The sequence below is a fragment of the Paenalicyclobacillus ferrooxydans genome (assembly GCF_001399675.1).
Classification (GTDB): Bacteria; Bacillota; Bacilli; order Alicyclobacillales; family Alicyclobacillaceae; genus Alicyclobacillus_B; species Alicyclobacillus_B ferrooxydans.
Map to the genome: position 1 here is coordinate 1 of NZ_LJCO01000042.1, position 15,599 is coordinate 15,599.

A 15,599-nucleotide genomic window follows, 5' to 3' on the forward strand; every position below is an offset into this window, starting at 1 on the left:
GTCTAAGAGGCAGATTGCCCACGTGTTACTCACCCGTCCGCCGCTGACTTCCGAAGAAGTCCGCGCGACTTGCATGTATTAGGCACGCCGCCAGCGTTCGTCCTGAGCCAGGATCAAACTCTCAAAGCTGAGAAGTTTGCTCTCTTCGTTACCGAAGATGCTCACTTCGAATCTGTACGTTTCACTCTCTGCGTGTGTTTAGTTTTCAAGGAACCAACTTCATTTTGATGCCTGATAGCTTGCCTCTTGATGCCTGACAGCTTGCCTCAATATCAGCGTTGTTATCAGGTTTTCATCGTAGCCGCCTCGCAGCGACATCGACTAGTATATCACAGTCGCGAGTGCGTTGTCACGTGGAAGTTTTTGTCGAGAGCGTTTCAAGCTCTTTCAAACATCAACATGGCCAACAGAGTAATGGTATGTGAATACCATATTCAATCACTCATTCTCGCGCGCCCTTCGAAGGGGCGAGGAGTAATGTATCACGAATCAATCACGAAGGTCAAGTCTTATTTTGTATTTCGTTGAAACGCCGATTAAACCGCCCTTGAAACACCCTTAAACACCTCTTCCAATATCCCTTAAGCCCCGCCTTGAAACGTCCCTTCAAACGTCCCTTGAAACGCCCCTAAAAGCCTTCTTGGCACCCCCCCTGAGCACACATCTAGCAACCAGCAAAGGTTGGCGAAACACGGAAGGCCAATCACACACAGGGTGCTGCATCAAGGACTCCACAGTGCCCTGTACCCTTGAGGAAGCCACCGAACCAAAGAAAAAACTGCCGCCTCCAAAAGGAGACGGCAGTCGATAACGATTTTGGTGGGCCTAAGAGGACTTGAACCTCTGACCTCACGATTATCAGTCGTGCGCTCTAGCCAGCTGAGCTATAGGCCCAAAAAACCTGGTGCGGTCGAGAGGACTTGAACCTCCACGAGCTTGCGCCCACAAGAACCTGAATCTTGCGCGTCTGCCAATTCCGCCACGACCGCGTGGCATAAAGTAATACTGGCGGAGTGAGAGGGATTCGAACCCTCGATACGGGTTTTGCCCGTATACTCGCTTAGCAGGCGAGCGCCTTCGACCTACTCGGCCATCACTCCACAGATGGTGTTGATAAGAGAATCATACGCCCTGAAAGCGACATAGGACCCAAACTCACTCGTCCGATTCTACCAGTTATCAGATAAGAGCACAACTAGGCCTTTAGCAAAAGACCTGAGTCAACAACTGGGTTGAACGTCGTGACTATGGAGTCATCGCATTGATGCTGAATTTTGGGCTTCGCGCCACCGGAGCACTGGAGATCCAGGAGGCGACCCGCACCTTTCAGAGGGTGCCATGCTTATTCGCCATCAAATGCGAAAGGCGGTAAAGCGTGGACGGAGTACTTAGGAGGTTCCCCAACAACACCTCGTAAATAGCAGTATGGATTTGGTGACTGCGGCCCGACAACTTACACACCCATCCTTGTAAGGGACTGAGTGTTACCTGAAATCTAGACCAACTTGAATAATCTGATCGATAAACAGCTTTCTCTCTTCGCTCCCACGTCAGAGCGGCCTAAAAACCTTCGACACGGTTTGCTCAATGCCCCTCTGCGTCTTTTCAAGATAACAAGGCCCTCAACCCCGGATCCGACGAGTCGCACAATTGACTTGCTATTTCACCCTTCTCCCCGTTTTCTCCGATTTCTTTATACAAACATTTGACAAACGATGTACAGTTGATTATAGTTTTCCTGCCAATAAGATGCAAGACATGGGAATTTGACTCTATTCAGGACTTTATCCCATTTGGAGGCAGGACAATGCATATCGCAGACACAGCACACACTACAGACACAGCGTCGAACGCGGACACCACGTTCGACGAGAAGGTACTCTTTTCGACCATTTCTAAATCCCTAGCCATGATTGTGTTTAATACTCAAGGCCGTGTTATATGGGTGAACGAGAATTTTGCAAAAGCAATGGAATATGAAGCGGAAGAAATGATTGGCTTACACCACCGTACATTTTGTTTCCCAGGGTTTGTTGCAAGTGCTCAGTACCAGCAGTTTTGGCAGGATTTACGCGGTGGAAAAGAGTTTCAAGATAAAATTAATCGAGTGACGAAGAACGGAAAGGTAATTGTTTTAGAAGCAACGTACATGCCTATCTATAACGGCGAGGCCGCTGTTCAAGGTATCGTGAAGGTGGCCACGGACATCACGCGTCGCGAGACGGTGTTGCGCGGCAGCACGGCTGAACTGATGGCCATGGTTGAGGAGATGACGGCGAGTACAGATCAAGTCCTGTCTGCATCCAGCATGATTGCGTCCAATATGAAAGCCCTGAATGAACAATCTGAGGTTGTGCGTGGTACGGTCGAGGACATCCAATCGATTGTTTCATTTGTACAAAACATTGCATCGCAATCTAACCTTCTCGGCTTGAACGCGGCAATTGAAGCAGCACGCGCGGGAGAGCACGGTCGGGGCTTCGCTGTTGTGGCCGATGAGGTCCGGAAAATGGCCGACAGCAGCAAAATTTCGGCAAAGGACATTTCGACTCGGCTGGCTACCATATTGGGATCGATAACGTCCATGGTCAATCGAATGCTGGAAGTGACGAATCAAATCAATGAAAACCTCGAGGCAGTAGGTGAATTGAAAAAGGCCCACGATCACATTGCCATAACCACCGAAAACCTTTCCTCCAGCCTCTAAACCGCATGACATTTCAAATCATGTACAATGGTTTGAGCCGTGTACAATGTTTGCAGGGTGCTGGCAAGGTGAAGAGAGCCTGATGAGTTCTCTGCTCAAGTTGAAACTTGCGCAACATGGTATTCACCACGTCGTGTACGCCGCATCATCCCGTTCCAAGCCGGTGATGGTCTCCTAGATGAAATGGATGAGAGATTGTCCAAGGGATCATCCAGATATCCAGGTTCTAATGAAAGAGATGGGACTAAGACGGGATGACTTATGTGTGATTTGTGCTGGGTACGCAAACAAAATGGAGTCATTTGTGTGCGCCAATTCTAGTATGGCATCTCGTTATCCCGTTTCGATTGGCATTTGATGATTACAGCCCATCGGATCTCATGAATATTATTCGTAAACATGTTCAGAACTTAACCAGTTATACGCCCCATGGATTTATCTGGAATTAACTTAGGGGGGGTATCTGGACCGATCCGATTTTGCCGCTCTATTTCTTCCTATACTGTTTATCAGGGCTCATGAGGCGAGGAACAAGTGTTATATTCGGGACAGTAGCGGTGCATCCTCGAGATAAGTCTAGTCTTCGAATGTGCACCCAAGTTCAAGACCCCATTCATTCGAGTCTGTATATGTGACAACTTGATTTCGTCCTAGGGATTTGGCCTTATAAAGCGCCGAATCAGCGTTTTTAAGTAATGCTAGGTGGTTATTCGCCGATACAGGATAAGTTGAAATCCCAATGGAAACTGTGATCGTTCCTTCTGGCATGCACTCGTTTCCTTGGAATTCAACTTCCACGTGCTTCCTGACGCGCTCAGCAATCTCAAATGCTTGCTTGGATTCCATACTCGGCAGAACAACTGCAAATTCTTCGCCACCGTACCTACAAGCTATTGATGGTAATTTTATAGAATGTTCGAGAAGCCGCCCAATTTTCTGCAGAAGTATGTCCCCTTCTGGGTGCCCCAAACAGTCATTATATTTTTTAAAATAGTCAATGTCGATCATAACAAGGGAAACTTCTCGGAACTCAGATATCATCCGTTCTATATTCTCCTGAAAATATCTACGGTTATATAGTCCTGTTAATCCATCTTTGAAGGCAAGAAGAGCCATCTCATTGTATTTACGATACGTAATTCCTAGCAGCCACGTTACTGCACATAAGGCTACAACGCTAACTATTCCCCACAATTGAAGTGTAAAGGCCATAATTCCACCAATCAACATTTCCACAAAAAAGAGAATTAGATAATCTAAATTTTGGCTTGTCAGTAACTCGAAAATTGTTTTAGTAAAACTAGCTCTATGTCTAATGAACAGAGCCACAAACGTAACTATCAAATTTGTCACGATATATGCTAATGCAGATAATACTAATGGGACGATGACTCGTCCATTGAACTGACCGGTTACACCTCCAGCGCGTTCAAAAACTTTCGCACCCACTACAGCGCATAGACCAATTTGCCCTGTATTAAAAACAACAACTCTCCAACCAGACAGCTTCCAGACCATAAACATGGCAGGTACGCTTAAAATCAGAAGTACCAAAGTTGGTTTCGCGCCATAATTCACATAACATGCATAGATAATAGAGGAGGCTAGAGTGAACGCCCCAGTTGTAAAAGGTATCAGGAAAATATGAGATTGAAATAAAGATAAAATACCACCCATAATGACGATCGCAACTATCTCTTCCATGGTCGGGACATTTGTATGACTGGTAAAAAAAAGAAAGAGAAAAACCAGGCCGAATATTGCCCCATAAATATCTAAATATCTATCCCTTGGTACATCCAACCATTTTCCCCCCATATTAATGATCATATGGAATATTATAATAGTCGATTTAAAAGTGGAAAGTAAGATCCAGTGACAGATCGCAGCATAGTCATAAAATGGACACTTGGGCCAAACAGCGGGCTCGGGGAGGCCTAGCTATCTCAAGGAGACGAAGCCCACAGACTGCCCGAGAAAGTACCACTCCGTGCGAGAAGGACATTGTTTGGTGGGGAATATTCGACCACAGTTTGGCAAATCGGAAGAATCTAGGCTTAATGTTGGAACTTATCTAACATGCGAACGAGTGGCCAGGCAAGCAAAAAGACCGCCACCCTATATTGCAGGGTGACGGCCGTTTCTTGTTTTGGAGCGGGTGATGGGAATCGAACCCACGCTACCAGCTTGGAAGGCTGGAGTTCTACCATTGAACTACACCCGCATGTTTGGATTGCTCGGAGAGATTCAAACTCCCGACCTCTTGATTGGTACTCAAGCCCTCTATCCGACTGAGCTACGGGCATATTGTTCTGCACATCAACTTGTACTTCGAACCTTCCCGCAACACATTCAGGGTCTATCGTAAAGCCAGCGACAGGAATCGAACCCGCGACCTACTGATTACAAGTCAGTTGCTCTACCTACTGAGCTACGCTGGCACGTGGCGGAGAGAAAGGGATTCGAACCCTTGAGACGCGGTTAACGCCTACACGATTTCCAATCGTGCTCCTTCGACCAACTCGGACATCTCTCCATATATGGTGCGACTAAATGGTGCGGCTAATAGGAATCGAGCCTATGGCCCCCACCGTGTCAAGGTGGTGCTCTCCCTCTGAGCTATAGCCGCTCGAGGTTTAAAACCCTGGAGCGGAAGACGGGATTCGAACCCGCGACCCTCGCCTTGGCAAGGCGATGCTCTACCCCTGAGCCACTTCCGCATTTTAGACCGATGACGCTGTATCCAACGATGATCCCAGTGGTGTGATCATACTCGGGACATTCACCATCTGGCGGCACAAGCCACCATCTTACGAATGACCTCTTGGTGGCTCGGGACGGAATCGAACCGCCGACACGAGGATTTTCAGTCCTCTGCTCTACCGACTGAGCTACCGAGCCAAATCTGGTGGGCGTTGACGGGCTCGAACCGCCGACCCTCTGCTTGTAAGGCAGATGCTCTCCCAACTGAGCTAAACGCCCTTATGGTGACCCCAAGGGGATTCGAACCCCTGTTACCGCCGTGAAAGGGCGGTATCTTAACCGCTTGACCATGGGGCCATCTGTGCGGCGCACGTACGCTGCACAGTCGTGTGGTGGAGGTAAACGGATTCGAACCGATGACCCCCTGCGTGCAAGGCAGGTGCTCTCCCAGCTGAGCTATACCCCCACGTTGGCCGTCTGGAATACAGTTCAGGATTCCAGACTGCTTCAGAAGCGGCGAGGAGAAGTATAACATGCACGAAAACGTCAGGTCTACAAGCAAATTAACTTTCCGAATTACATGTACTCTCTGAAGCTTTTCTCCAAACTTTTTCCCCGAACTTTTTTCTGACACACTATCCCTGACAACTATGAAACTTAACTCAGTGTTAGCGGTCTTGACCTCATTGGTCTGGGTGACCAAGCCTCCGTGGCCATCCCTCGCCACACTGCCACCTTTTTATAACACTGGTTGCTCAACAAGGCATCTGAAACGGCTGAGCTTAGAAGTTTGCCATCATTATCTGATAACATACTCAGTAACATAACAGGAGTCGGAGCGACGGAACGAGGTTGACCGAGTTTTAGACTTCTTCATGACGAACAAAGAGTCCGTGATTCAAACAACAAACAGGTCTTGATACAGACAAAGAGGTGTTGATACATATGAAACTTCAGTGCATTGTGCTTGATGATTATCAAGGCGTTGCTCTGTCTATGGCCGACTGGTCGAAGGTCGAGGACCAAGTGGATGTCGAAGTCCTCCGAGAGCACATCAGCGACGAAGATAGTCTGGTGCAAGCCATCGAGCAGGCCGATATCATCGTCATGATGCGTGAACGCACTCCGATTCAGGCACCTTTGCTGCGGCGGTTGCCCAATCTGAAGTTGCTCATTACCACCGGTATGCGAAACGCATCACTTGATGCAGCTGCCGCGGTGACCCAAGGCATTATCGTCTGCGGTACCGAAGGCAACTCACAAGCTGCAAGTGAATTGACATGGGCGCTGATTCTCGGACTGGCAAAGGGCATTGCCGTAGAACATGAAGCCTTCCAAAAAAGCGGGCCATGGCAAAGTACTGTTGGTGCGGACCTCTACGGACATACGCTCGGGATTATCGGGCTTGGACGCCTTGGCAGCCAGGTGGCACGCGTGGGCCTCGCTTTCGGAATGGATGTTCTCGCGTGGAGTCAGAATTTGACTGCCGACCTCGCTGCTAAAGTCGGCGTTCGCATGGCAGCGTCAAAAGAGGAATTACTAACAAAGAGTGATTTTGTTTCGATCCACCTTGTCCAGAGTGAGCGGACACGCGGACTGATTGGAGAACGCGAACTGCAGATGATGCAGCCGAACGCATTTCTCATTAATACCTCGCGGAGTGCCATTGTCAATCAAGAGGCGCTCGTTCACGCCCTGCAACAAAAGTGGATTCAGGGAGCTGGACTAGACGTCTTCGATGAAGAACCCCTGCCTCTGCATCACCCGCTTCGCTCGTTACCCAACGTGCTAGCGACGCCTCATATTGGATATGTAACAGAAGACACCTATCGTACCTGGTTTGCTCAAATTATTGAGAACATCCAGGGGTTTCTCGCTGGATCTCCGATTCGACAGCTGACATTCTGATCCTTTCTGGTCTGAATGGGTTACAATGATGGTTATGAAAATGTCTATCAAACTCCCAATGCTGCAAACAGAAAACTCGTCATTCCTGCGGTGGGTGGTGTATCCGCTCGCTGCATTTCCGTTGATCAATTTCGGGTTGCAACACTGGTCACCCGCTTTGCACTCCATCTGGAACTACGGGGTTCTGCTCTGTCTGTTCGTTGTGGCAGCCGTGCGATACCGGCAGGGCTTCCGTCCTCTGACGGTCACATGGACTCGGTTCGCGGGGTACTATCTGCTTCTCGGGGCAGGGCTCACATTTGCGGTTTTTTGGCATCCATTGTTAACGATAGCAGGTTATCGGATCGATGTGCTGTATATTCTTGTGGCGATCCTCATACCGTTTGCCATCGGATCGAAAGATATTACGAAGTTGCTTTACCTGATGTGCTCCGTGGCGGTCTTAATCGGTCTTCACGGGGTCTATCAATACGTCGTCAAGACCCCCGTTCCGTCAGCGTGGATGGATGTGGGGGAGCATCTGCGGACACGTGTCTTCTCCGTCTTTCTCAGTTGTAACGAACTCGGTGCTTACATGGCACTGATGCTGCCGGTTATCGGGGGTTTTGTTCTTTACGACACCAACCGAACACGCAAATGGCTGCTTGGGCTCGGAATGATTCCATGCGCCTTAACTCTCGTGTTTACATTCTCACGCGCTGCATGGTTCTCCCTGGGTCTGGCTGTTGTAATTGTGGCCATCGTGTTCGAGCGACGTCTCTTGATTGTACTCGCAGTATTATTTGCATCGAGCTTTCTCGTGTCATCGGTCCGCCATCGAATTACAGATTTGTTATCCCCGATTTATTGGATAAAGTCAGCACACGGTGGACGTGTACAGCGATGGCATCAAGCGTTTCAGGCAATGCGAGGCGATCCGTTATTTGGGGCTGGCCCTGGCCATTACGGCGGGTCATTGGCGGCCTACAACGACTTCAGCCTGTATTCTGACAATTACTACGCAAAAATCCTTGGTGAAGCTGGGCTCGTGGGGCTGATATTGTTCCTCGCGATGCACATCTCATTGTTGCGTGACTTATGGAGCAGGGTGCAGCGGACAGCGGGTCGCAAGCGACTAGTCTTCCTCGGAGGACTGACAGGACTTCTGTCCGTGCTCATCCACAACATGTTCGAAAACGTCTTTGAGTATCCGGAAATGTCGCTCTGCTATTTTTTCCTGATGGCGATCTTTCTCGTTTGGGGACAAACTGAGATCAGCGGCGGAGTCGAGGTTTTACCGTCATCTCCGTCCCCAGTCACGCTGAGTGTCCTGTGGACGCGGGAAAAAGTGACGGCTAAAACGTGGATCGCCATGACAGCTTGGAGCCTTTTTGTAACCTTGGCAAACTTACACATCGTCACACCGCTTGTTCTCCGTTATGATCTATTTGGCGTGTTTTTGGTCATCCTAATTGGGGCGGTCTGGCTCGTGAGTGTCATCCCATCGGATCGCAAAAGATGGGTGCAAATTACGTTGTTTGACTTGCTCCTCGGGCAGGTTATCAGCCGCTTCTTGTTGAATCACTGGCGTGTGACGTTTCAAAGCTTGCTCGGCATTCTTCTGCTGTTTGTGCTGGCTTGGCTCGTGACAAAATTGCAGTTTCACGTCCTGCTGATGTCAACATTGGCCGCTGTTGGCGTGATTTTCTTTCTATCTTTTTATCAACATTTGGGTCCGAATGCTTTTGTAATTCCAGCATCCGTGCTACTCTCTATATGGATTATCGGAGGATTGGTTGTACGGTACCTGGCACAGAGAAGTTGGACTAGTGCTTGAGGACGGTGGGTACGATGGGAGATGTCAACAGCCTGCTGAATTCTGTAGGTTCAATTTTGCTTTGTCTACTCGCTGCAGTGGGCCTCGTCGTTTGGACGACTCGCAGCGGTCGGTAGCGGTCGGCAAGGTAAACAGACACTTGGTTACACAAAAAAAATTGCAAGCATGCAACCGGACAGGCATAACTTCAATAGTGATACGGACCATGGAAAGAAGGTCGTGCATGTTTCTTGTAAACGGTGCTTTTGACGTCGTTTATTCCGTCGTCCAGATTCTCACATTGCTGATAGGCTTATATCAGTTTGCTATTTCTATTTTTGGGCTGCGCCACAAAAAAGAGGCTGTCACGCACGGGCCGCAAAAACGGTTTGCCGTGATCATTCCAGCGCATAATGAAGAACGGGTTGTCGGCCCGCTGATTGATAGCATACAGGGACAAAACTATCCTAAAGAGTTGTTCGAGATCCATCTGATTGCGGACAACTGCACCGACCACACTGCAGATGTGGCCCGTAAGCATGGCGCCATGATCCATGAGCGAGTCAACCACGACAAAGTCGGTAAAGGCTACGCGATTGAGTGGATGATTCAAGAACTCGACAACTCGGGCACAGAGTATGACGCCCTTGTGATGTTCGATGCGGACAACCTGGTGCACCCTGACTTTCTCCGCATCATGAACGATAAACTATGTTCTGGACACCCGGTTATCCAAGGTTATCTCGGTGTGAAGAACCCGTTTGACAGTTGGGTCAGTGTTTCTCTCGCCAATTCGTACTGGTACGACAACCGCATGTGGCAACATGCCCGTGCTCGCCTTGGACTCCCTTGTGCACTCGGCGGTACAGGATTATGTATTGATCGCACCCTGCTGCAAGAAATGGGTTGGGAAGCAACCGGGCTCACGGAGGATTTGGAGTTTGGGGTACGCTGTGTCGATCACGGTATCGTCCCCATCTGGGCTCACGACGCAAAGGTGTACGATGAAAAGCCGGTCACCTTTGTGGCGTCATTTCATCAGCGTCTGCGCTGGCAACAAGGCCATTTCAACTGTGCCAAGCAGTACATCCCGAAACTCATTCGGGACAGCATCAGAGAACGACGATTCATGAAGTTTGACATGGCCGTGTATCTGTTTCAACCGATGAGAGCCCTCATCGTGTTCGCCATGTCCATCATGTTGTTCTTGTTTAACCAACCGTTCTTCGATCAAACCCTGTCACTGCACGTGCAGCAAATCATCCCGGCCTCCATCTGGATGTGGATCTCCGCGATTCTGTTTATGGAGATGCCGCTCGCACTCATCTTAGAGCGGATGAACTGGAAAGCCTACGTCGGACTGATTCTGACCCCCATTTTCCTTTGGACATGGGGACCTGTGACCTTACAGGCATTCTTCACCCGAAAGAACAGAAAGTGGCATCACACGGTGCACAAGCGCGCACTGCGGCTGGAACAGGTTCAGGATCCGTGATGATATGGTCGGGCGGCGCTCTGAGTGCCACGCCACAAGGAGAAGTACGCAACAAACGCGAGTCACACACGAAGACCCAAGCACGAGGCAACAAGTTGCCTTCACGTCGCTTGGGTCTTTTTATCGCTTATGGTTTAAGGACAGATTGCTTGGTGACACGACGGTTGTGGCGGCCATACTTTGAGAAGGCGCTTATAGAGATGGTTTTTGCCCATACGTCTTGAACTTTTTAATTACCGTGTCCATGTCGCTGTCTGATAACAAAACCGGATTCCCTGCAAGCTTCGCCTTGTAGTACACCTCTGCACAAAACTCAATCTCTTCAGCGGTGTTGAAGGCGTAACCGATATCCGGTCCTGCTGCCAGGAGGCCATGGTTGCCGAGCAAAACTGCGTATTCTCCCAGGTAAACTCCAAACGCCACAATGGCAACGAACAAAACTTCCTCTGTTGCTCCGAATTTGAGTTGCGTCCAGACTTTAAGGTACATAAGTTCCCTTATGCCCTCTCTCACTGCCCGTTCGTAGCTTCCTCGACGCCGACAAGGGAATTCCTGTTCGTTGTTTCACTACCACCCTGCCTGAATGAGCTATCAACGGACATATTTTCCCTTGTGCCTCGGTCTGGCAGGCACTCATCACGCCACTTGACTGACAGACGCAGCAGCAGGCCTGCCTTCCACATTCTCTTTAACGCAATTCCGGTGCTTGGTCGATCCGATACTTCTACTCGGTCCGATGCCTCCACTCTACAAGATATGCACTGGCCAACTGTGCAAAAGCCGTCAGTGATCGGTCCGACAGATTGAAAAGGCCTACCATCAGCAACAACTACAAGGATGCTTCAACAACTACAAGGATGCTTCTCCGAAACCGATGCTTAGAAACAGATTGGCCCGATTCGGTGAACCAGAAGTCGAACTCGACATCGAAGTCGTCAATGACTGCTTCCCCTCAATACGGAACTCATAGAAGTTCCAGACCTCATCTATCAAATGGAGGCGTTTTAATCAATAAACCGTGATGGTTCGGATTTTAACTCAGGTGACCTACCCTTGAATGACCAGCGACGTAGCAAGTAATGACTCAACCTTTAAAACCACAAGGCAAAACCAACCCGAATACAATTGGAAAAAAGAATTCGGCACACAAATTCCTAAAAGCTGTAGAATGGGAGGCGATACAGAAATAGTTAGGGGGCACATGGGTGGCAGCATTGATACTGTTGTTAATCATTGCAATGTATGTTTTGAATGGTCTGGCATTCATGCGGCTGTCGAAGCTGGCCGGCAGAGTCGATCTCGGCTGGATGGCTTGGGTTCCGATTGCCAACATTATTCAGCAGCTTCTGCTCATCAAAAAGAGCGGTTGGAACATCTTCTGGCTCTTGGTACCAATCGCGAACATTGTGTTCTACATCATCTGGCAAGTGAGACTGCTCCAAGCTTTTGGCAAACACGGCGCAATCGTGATTCTTGCAATCATTCCATACGTCAATATGATCTACGAAGTCCTCTGGATAGTTTGGGGCTTTTCCACTCAAACAAGATACACGTTGCCCATAAGTGGATACGCCACCTATGACTTCAAGGCATAATCCGCGCGACGACGATCCTCCCCCGGTTCCCCCGAAGGAGGATCGCTTTTTATTCACTGCTGTTGCCTGTTAAAGCCTCTTCCCCTGTTACCGGTTAAAGATACTTCCTCCCCGGCAACTTACGCGCACTGGCCTCGTCAAGGACAATCGTGACATCCCGATGTAACTGAAGAATACTTGCCGGTATGTCAGTTCGCACCTCTCCGTGAATCGCCCGGGCGACAATATCCGCCTTTTCCTCCCCAAATGCCATCAGAACAATTTGCTTTGCTTGCAAAATCGCCTGAACGCCCATCGTGATGGCTGACTTTGGAACTTGGTCCATATCGGGGAAGAACTTGGCGTTATGCGTAATCGTCTCGGGAGTCAGGTTAACAACGTGTGTTTTCGATTGCAGCAGGTCATTCGGCTCGTTGAATCCGACGTGTCCGTTGACCCCAATGCCAAGCAGTTGAAAGTCAATCGGATGACGGTTGAGAACCTCATCGTATCTGGCACACTCGACATCGAGATTAAGCGCAGTGCCATTCGGAATGTGAATTTGTGACTCAGGGATATGAACATGATGAAATAAGTGCTCATGCATGAATCGGTGATAACTTTGCGGATGATCCGCCTCAAGGCCGATATACTCATCCAAATTAATCGTGATGCATCGGGACAAATCCAGCCCGCAGTGCTCCAGACGTACCAGCGCCTCATAGAAAGGCAGCACAGTGCGTCCGGTCGCCAGGCCGAGAACGGGATGCTCTGTGTCCTGAACGATCCGCTCAGCGAGTGCTGCTGCATACAATCCTGCATCATGTTCTGACTCAAACACACGAATTTTCAACCTGCATTCCTCCATCGGTCCTCCCAGACACTATTTTCGCAATCCAAAAAGTGAATTGACATAAATGTCGCACCACTTTCATACTGAACGAGTGGAGTTCGAAGAGTCTGCTGCCGAACCTATAATCAAGTCCATTAATTAAGTCCATGCTGCTATGCACAGAGCAAGGAGTCTGCCAATGAAACGCGTGTTCAGCTCGTATTACTTCGTATTCTTTGTCGCTATGGCAGCCACCCAACCGTTTCTAAGTCTATACCTTCATAATCGGGGTATTTCGAGTGAGCACATTGGCTTTATTCTCGCCTGCGGGAACGGCGCGGGCATTTTAGTTCAGCCGCTCCTCGGACACTTAAACGATGTGATTCCAGACAGTCGGCGATTGCTTCTCTTGTCTGCAATTGTTTCTCCAATTATCTTCGCTGGCTATGCGATATCCAGAAATATTTTCATCCTGCTCTCTGTAGCAGCTCTGTTTGCCGTAGCGCAATCATCTGGACCGCTCGCAGATGCAATGACGGTGCACGAAGCCGAGCGCTCCGGCTTCACCTACGGCCAGATCAGGCTTTGGGGAGCTCTCAGCTTCGCATTAACAACCATGATTGCCGGGTACGTCTATCACCTTACCGGCATCAGCTTGGCATTTGGTCTCTACGCGGTCTTTTCTATCCTGCTGGCGACAATCACGTGGAAACTGCCCAAGTCCCGAGCCGCAAGCCACGCTTCTGAGGCATTCTGGAAAGGCATCTGGAACGTCACCAAAAATGCGCGTCTGCTTGTGTTTATTGTCATCTGCTTTTTTGTAGCCAGTGCGCTCACGATGAATACCACATATCTGCCGCTCTATTTCCAGGCCCTTCATCATCCCATGGCGCTGGTTGGACTGAACTTCACCGTTGCCGCACTTACCGAAGTACCGCTGTTCTACCTGTCGGGAAAATGGATGGCCCGATTTGGCAAGATGCCCATCCTGATTCTTGCGACCGCGACCTTGGCTGTGAAATACGCCGTGATGGCGATGAATCCCCCGACCGCTGTGATACTCTCAATTCAAGTCTTGGACGGCGTAGGCTACGCTCTATACTGGAGTGCTGCCGTTCAGGTTGTGAACGATCTCGCTCCAAGCGAACGCTCTGGTACTGCTCAAACCTTGTATGCAGCGATTGCCGGCAGCCTTAGCGGGATCGTCGGTACGAGCGCAGGAGGCTTTGTATTCGCGCAGTTTGGCCCGCTTGTGACGTACGTTGTCATTACGAGTTCCGTGCTCGTCGCCTTTGTCGGATTCATCGCTTTTGCGCGCTTCGGAATGCGTCAGGCCTGGTAGACCAGTCGGCCTCGCACAACCGTGTGGGTCACTTGCCACGACTCATCCACCGCGATGAGGTTGGCAGGAGCACCGACCGCAATGCGACCGTGCGGCAGGTTCAGGAGCTTCGATTGGTTCAAAGAAGTCACCTGATGCACATCATCCGGTTGCAGCGCTTGAATCCCGAGCAGGTTTCGGACCGCCCTATCTACGGTGACCGTACTGCCAGCCAAGGTACCGTCTGCCAACCGGACTGCACCGTTCTTTACAAACAGCGTGTGTCCTGCTGAGCCGTACTCTCCCTCTGGCATATCTGCAGCCTTGACAGCATCGGTAATGAGCATCACGTGTTCGGGACCTTTGGCTCGAATCGCTGCCCGAAGCATCAACGGATGAACGTGAATGAGGTCAGCAATCAACTCCACCATCACACGGTCGTCACCGAGCGCAGAACCAGCCAGTCCCGGCTCGCGATGACCAGCAGGGCTCATGGCGTTGAACAGGTGCGTCACACTGCGTGCTCCCCACTCAATCCCTTGTGAGACCTGCACGGCCGTGGCGTTACAGTGGCCCATCGCGACGATGACCCCCTGCTTTGCCGCAAGCTTGACGAGCGGTTCTGCACCCGCGACTTCAGGGGCCATCGTGACGTATCGAATCGCACCGCCGGAAAGTTGTTGCCACCGTTCGAAAAGCTCCGTGCTTGGTGGAATGATGTACTGTTTCGGCTGTGCACCGGGCTTACTTGGGTTGATAAAGGGTCCTTCAAGATGGAAGCCAAGGACCTCTGCGCCGTTTCTGGTCCGATTCGACTCGTAAGCGCTGAATACCTTGTCCAGTGCTTCAGGAGACGCGGTGACTGTCGTCAAGAGGAGTCCCGTCGTCCCGTGTTTGGCGTGAGTCAGGGCGACATGTTCAAACGCCTCTTCCGTTCCATCCATCACTTCCGCACCGCCGCCGCCGTGGACATGCACATCGATGTAACCAGGGAGCAGGTTACCGTCTGTCTGGATGTGCGTTGCTCCCGTAAAGTCGGTGGCCGTAAGATCTCCGATGGCCGTGATAATGCCATCTTCAATCTTGATTTGCTTTACGTGTCCGTCAATCTTACCGCTCATAATCACTGTGCTCATCGTGCACCTCCGGCAAATTGAGTATCTATGCATACAACCCCCGCGGTCTGTGTGTCACCACTCACCCTCCGTCCGCGGGCGGTAGCACAATCTCGGTTTCTGCCCAGCCATTTCTTACAGCGGTTGTA

At 50.1% G+C, this 15,599-nt stretch carries 10 protein-coding genes, 12 tRNA genes, 1 rRNA gene and 1 pseudogene; 7 read left to right on the plus strand and 17 right to left on the minus strand.

The genetic code is table 11. From position 1 onward, the window contains the following. The 4 genes from AN477_RS09250 to AN477_RS09265 all read right to left on the minus strand — a co-directional run. Positions 1–129 (minus strand): 16S ribosomal RNA (locus AN477_RS09250); the annotation flags it as partial. Positions 130–817: 688 nt separating this feature from the next. Beyond that, a tRNA-Ile gene (locus tag AN477_RS09255) sits at positions 818–894 on the minus strand. Between the two features lie 8 nt (positions 895–902). Further along, positions 903–989: transfer RNA gene (locus AN477_RS09260), tRNA-Leu, on the minus strand. Between the two features lie 17 nt (positions 990–1,006). Next, positions 1,007–1,100 (minus strand) — tRNA-Ser (locus AN477_RS09265). A gap of 707 nt (positions 1,101–1,807) precedes the next feature. Between AN477_RS09265 and AN477_RS25860 the strand changes: the two are divergent. Then, positions 1,808–2,212: pseudogene (locus AN477_RS25860) on the plus strand (PAS domain-containing protein); the annotation flags it as partial. Positions 2,213–2,323: 111 nt separating this feature from the next. Continuing rightward, positions 2,324–2,707, plus strand: a complete 384-nt coding sequence (locus AN477_RS25865; protein ID WP_425388153.1) for a methyl-accepting chemotaxis protein — start codon at positions 2,324–2,326, stop codon at positions 2,705–2,707. 576 nt (positions 2,708–3,283) lie between these two features. Here AN477_RS25865 and AN477_RS09275 read toward each other — a convergent pair. The 10 genes from AN477_RS09275 to AN477_RS09325 form a co-directional block, all read right to left on the minus strand. After that, positions 3,284–4,510 (minus strand): diguanylate cyclase, encoded by a 1,227-nt coding sequence (locus AN477_RS09275; protein WP_054968885.1) that lies wholly within the window; start codon positions 4,508–4,510, stop codon positions 3,284–3,286. A gap of 347 nt (positions 4,511–4,857) precedes the next feature. Further along, positions 4,858–4,931, minus strand: a tRNA-Gly gene (locus AN477_RS09280). A 144-nt stretch (positions 4,932–5,075) separates the two neighbouring features. Next, positions 5,076–5,148: transfer RNA gene (locus AN477_RS09290), tRNA-Thr, on the minus strand. Between the two features lie 3 nt (positions 5,149–5,151). Beyond that, positions 5,152–5,243 (minus strand) — tRNA-Ser (locus AN477_RS09295). Between the two features lie 18 nt (positions 5,244–5,261). Next, positions 5,262–5,336, minus strand: a tRNA-Val gene (locus AN477_RS09300). A 16-nt stretch (positions 5,337–5,352) separates the two neighbouring features. Further along, positions 5,353–5,427: transfer RNA gene (locus AN477_RS09305), tRNA-Gly, on the minus strand. 105 nt (positions 5,428–5,532) lie between these two features. Then, positions 5,533–5,608 (minus strand) — tRNA-Phe (locus tag AN477_RS09310). Positions 5,609–5,613: 5 nt separating this feature from the next. Beyond that, positions 5,614–5,689, minus strand: a tRNA-Val gene (locus AN477_RS09315). A 3-nt stretch (positions 5,690–5,692) separates the two neighbouring features. Next, positions 5,693–5,767: transfer RNA gene (locus AN477_RS09320), tRNA-Glu, on the minus strand. 33 nt (positions 5,768–5,800) lie between these two features. Next, positions 5,801–5,876, minus strand: a tRNA-Ala gene (locus AN477_RS09325). A 479-nt stretch (positions 5,877–6,355) separates the two neighbouring features. On the opposite strand from AN477_RS09325, the gene AN477_RS09330 reads away from it, so the two are divergent. The 3 genes from AN477_RS09330 to AN477_RS09340 all read left to right on the plus strand — a co-directional run bounded on the left by AN477_RS09330 (position 6,356) and on the right by AN477_RS09340 (position 10,608). Beyond that, positions 6,356–7,318 (plus strand): D-2-hydroxyacid dehydrogenase family protein, encoded by a 963-nt coding sequence (locus AN477_RS09330; RefSeq protein ID WP_054968886.1) that lies wholly within the window; start codon positions 6,356–6,358, stop codon positions 7,316–7,318. 28 nt (positions 7,319–7,346) lie between these two features. After that, entirely contained in the window at positions 7,347–9,134 is a 1,788-nt protein-coding gene (locus AN477_RS09335) for an O-antigen ligase family protein (RefSeq protein WP_054968887.1), read from the plus strand. 223 nt (positions 9,135–9,357) lie between these two features. Next, on the plus strand, positions 9,358–10,608 hold the full coding sequence (locus AN477_RS09340; RefSeq protein ID WP_054968888.1) for a glycosyltransferase family 2 protein: 1,251 nt from the start codon (positions 9,358–9,360) through the stop codon (positions 10,606–10,608). Positions 10,609–10,800: 192 nt separating this feature from the next. Here the strand turns inward: AN477_RS09340 and AN477_RS09345 are convergent, their stop codons facing one another. Beyond that, entirely contained in the window at positions 10,801–11,097 is a 297-nt protein-coding gene (locus AN477_RS09345; RefSeq protein ID WP_054968889.1) for a class II aldolase/adducin family protein, read from the minus strand. A gap of 716 nt (positions 11,098–11,813) precedes the next feature. Here AN477_RS09345 and AN477_RS09350 point away from each other — a divergent pair. Beyond that, positions 11,814–12,203 (plus strand): DUF5684 domain-containing protein, encoded by a 390-nt coding sequence (locus AN477_RS09350; protein WP_054968890.1) that lies wholly within the window; start codon positions 11,814–11,816, stop codon positions 12,201–12,203. A gap of 94 nt (positions 12,204–12,297) precedes the next feature. Here the strand turns inward: AN477_RS09350 and nagB are convergent, their stop codons facing one another. Further along, a complete protein-coding gene (gene nagB, locus AN477_RS09355) occupies positions 12,298–13,035 on the minus strand; it encodes a glucosamine-6-phosphate deaminase (RefSeq protein ID WP_054968891.1) in 738 nt (245 codons plus the stop codon). Positions 13,036–13,213: 178 nt separating this feature from the next. On the opposite strand from nagB, the gene AN477_RS09360 reads away from it, so the two are divergent. Further along, a complete protein-coding gene (locus tag AN477_RS09360; protein ID WP_054968892.1) occupies positions 13,214–14,356 on the plus strand; it encodes an MFS transporter in 1,143 nt (380 codons plus the stop codon). On the opposite strand, the gene nagA is transcribed toward AN477_RS09360, so the two are convergent. Beyond that, positions 14,344–15,471: an N-acetylglucosamine-6-phosphate deacetylase gene (gene nagA / locus AN477_RS09365; RefSeq protein ID WP_054968893.1), complete on the minus strand. Its 1,128-nt coding sequence runs from the start codon at positions 15,469–15,471 to the stop codon at positions 14,344–14,346. The two genes, AN477_RS09360 and nagA, sit on opposite strands and share 13 nt — an antisense overlap. Positions 15,472–15,599: the final 128 nt, after the last annotated feature.